A 2,469-nucleotide genomic window follows, 5' to 3' on the forward strand; every position below is an offset into this window, starting at 1 on the left:
CGGCCTGAAATACGAGATCCCCGCCATCCTGCGCAGCGGCGGCGGGGCCATCGTCAACATGTCCTCGGCCGCGGGCGCCGTCGGCCAGGCCGGCATCGGCCCGTATGTCGCGGCCAAGCACGGCATCGTCGGGCTGACCAAGACCGCGGCCGTGGAATATGCCGGCCAGGGCCTCCGCATCACCGCGATCGGGCCGGGCTATGTCGACACGGCGGAGATGCGCAAGGCGCCGGCCGAGGCTCGCGACCAGATGGCGGCGTCGATGCCGATCGGCCGCCTGGCGCGGCCCGAGGAGGTGGCCGAGATGGTGTGCTTCCTGCTGTCCGACCGCGCCTCCTTCGTCACCGGCAGCTTCCATCTGATGGATGGCGGCTTCACCGCGCGCTGAAGGTGCCCTGGAGCCGCTGTCCAAACATATTATTTTATGCAAATCTGCGACGGCACGCTGTGGGCTGGCGAATTTTCCGCCGCAATCGTCCCCAGCGCTGCGTGATGCATTTCGACATCATCAGGAGATCGTCATGTCAGATCCGAAAACCCCGGAAACCAACATTGCCAAGCCCGCACCGGCCGAAGAAAATCCGGCGGCAGAGGGTCAGGATAAAGGCGAAGCCCCGCAGGCCGACAAAGCCAAGCCGATGGCAGGGCGCGTCAGTGAAGCGCCCTACACGCCGCTCGACATGTATCCGGACGCACCTCCCGGCAGCTGGTGAACGGGGTCATCGCGGATATCTGCCGCTGACACATTGTACGGCCGCGCCCATCCAAGCCACCGGGCGCGGCCGCGAACATCCGGCCTGGGCTCGTGCGGGCTTTCGGGGCCGGCTCGCGTTTGTAATCTCTCCGGGCGAATGCCGTCAGCCTGGGGACCGAAGACGTGCAGTTCGTGGGTTGGGTTCGCCATGTGAACCCAACATTTGGCTCGGGTGGTGCGATGTTGGGTTCGCGCCGCGAATCTTACCTACGTCGCTGCGCTCGCGACGACGGTGAAGACTGGCCGGCCGGGGGCGATCGATCGCGGCGCGGAGGGCGCGCCCGACGAGTCCGGGCAGCCCTGGTGGCCGCTATCGGGGCCGAATGAGGACCGCCACTGGTATCTGCGCTCGACCAATGAGAACACGTCCATCGTCGCCGGCTGGCACGATATCGAAACCCTGGAGCGGCTCGACCGGCCGCCCTGGGAGCTGAAGCCGGATAGCGGCTGAGGGCAGCCGTCTGTTTCCCGAGAATCCGATGATTTCGCCTTTCCCGCCCTGCGGGAGGGGCTGGAGGTGCTTTCGGAGCCTCTTTGGCCCCCACCGTCATCGCGAGCGCAGCGACGCGATCCAGCTACGGCGGGGCAGGTCGCACAGGCGGCTGTAATCCTGGATCGCCACGGCGCTGCGCGCCTCGCGATGACGGTGTGGGCTGGGCGAGGCCGGCTCATTCCAGGGCCGCCCCTCTCCCCCTCTTGACCCTTGCCCCGCGCCACAGCAGGATTTAACCAACGAGTTAATTTCTGCCGGACCGAACCCGGGGAGATGCCGATGGGAGAGGGAAGCGTCCGCAGCCGCGTGCTGGGCCTGCTGCAGGCCGGCTGGGTCCGGCCGGTCATCCTGCTGCTGGTCATCGTCGGCCTGTGGGACCTGTCGATTCGGGTCTTCCACCTGCCGCCGTACCAGGTGCCGGCGCCATGGGAGGTGATCGTCACCCTGTGGCGCGACGGGCCGGAGTTGCTGCGCCAGGCGGTGCCGACCACCGTGGCCACCGTGCTCGGCTTCCTGCTGTCGGCCGCCATCGGCATCCCCACCCCGATGCTGATCGCAGGCTCCCGCACGGTCGAGGCCTATGTCTATCCGCTGCTGGTGTTCTCCCAATCGATCCCGAAGGTGGCGATCGCGCCGCTGTTCGTCGTCTGGTTCGGCTTCGGCCTCGAACCCAAGGTGATCTCGGCCTTCCTGCTCGGCGTGTTCCCGGTCGTGGTCTCGGCGGTGCAGGGCTTCAAGTCGATGGATCCGGAGACGGTCGATTTGGCCCGGGCGATGGCCGCCAGCCGCTGGCAGGTGTTCCGCATGGTCGGGCTGCCACAGGCGATGCCGGCGATCTTTTCCGGCCTCAAGGTCTCAGTGACGCTGGCCGTGGTCGGGGCCGTGGTCGGGGAATTCGTCGGCGCCAATTCCGGCATCGGCTTCGTGCTGCAGCGCTCGATCGGCAATTTCGAGCTGCCGACGATGTTCGCGGCGCTGGTGATCCTGGCGCTGCTCGGCGCCATCCTGTTCTGGCTGGTCGACCGCCTGGAGCGGCTGGTCATTCCATGGCACGCCAGCCGCCGGCAGGAGCTGGCTACAGCCGCCTGAACCAAGAACCAGAGAAGGGGAGGATGAAGATGGTCCGCAGCCTGTTGATCGCCCTGGGCATCCTGCTGGCCGCCGGTTCGGCCCAGGCCGCCGACAAGGTGGTGCTGATGCTGAACTGGTACGTCTATGGCGA

The 2,469-nt window shown here is 67.0% G+C and carries 4 protein-coding genes; all 4 read left to right on the forward strand.

Annotation, left to right across the window (positions count from 1 at the left end; translation table 11 throughout):
* Positions 1 to 388: SDR family NAD(P)-dependent oxidoreductase (locus AC3XYG_RS10375; protein ID WP_489139750.1), on the forward strand; the 388-nt coding region annotated here is incomplete at its 5' end.
* Positions 389 to 521: 133 nt separating this feature from the next.
* Positions 522 to 713: a hypothetical protein gene (locus AC3XYG_RS10380; protein WP_489139751.1), complete on the forward strand. Its 192-nt coding sequence runs from the start codon at positions 522 to 524 to the stop codon at positions 711 to 713.
* A gap of 273 nt (positions 714 to 986) precedes the next feature.
* Positions 987 to 1,205 (forward strand): hypothetical protein, encoded by a 219-nt coding sequence (locus AC3XYG_RS10385; RefSeq protein ID WP_489139752.1) that lies wholly within the window; start codon positions 987 to 989, stop codon positions 1,203 to 1,205.
* Positions 1,206 to 1,526: 321 nt separating this feature from the next.
* On the forward strand, positions 1,527 to 2,336 hold the full coding sequence (locus AC3XYG_RS10390) for an ABC transporter permease (RefSeq protein ID WP_489139753.1): 810 nt from the start codon (positions 1,527 to 1,529) through the stop codon (positions 2,334 to 2,336).
* The last annotated feature ends 133 nt before the right edge of the window (positions 2,337 to 2,469 follow it).

This window comes from Inquilinus sp., from assembly GCF_057815775.1.

Bases quoted from the DNA above. Each gene is read 5' to 3' on its own strand.
- AC3XYG_RS10380 (WP_489139751.1), top strand. From the start codon at position 522: ATGTCAGATCCGAAAACCCCGGAAACCAACATTGCCAAGCCCGCACCG.
- AC3XYG_RS10390 (WP_489139753.1), top strand. From the start codon at position 1,527: ATGGGAGAGGGAAGCGTCCGCAGCCGCGTGCTGGGCCTGCTGCAGGCC.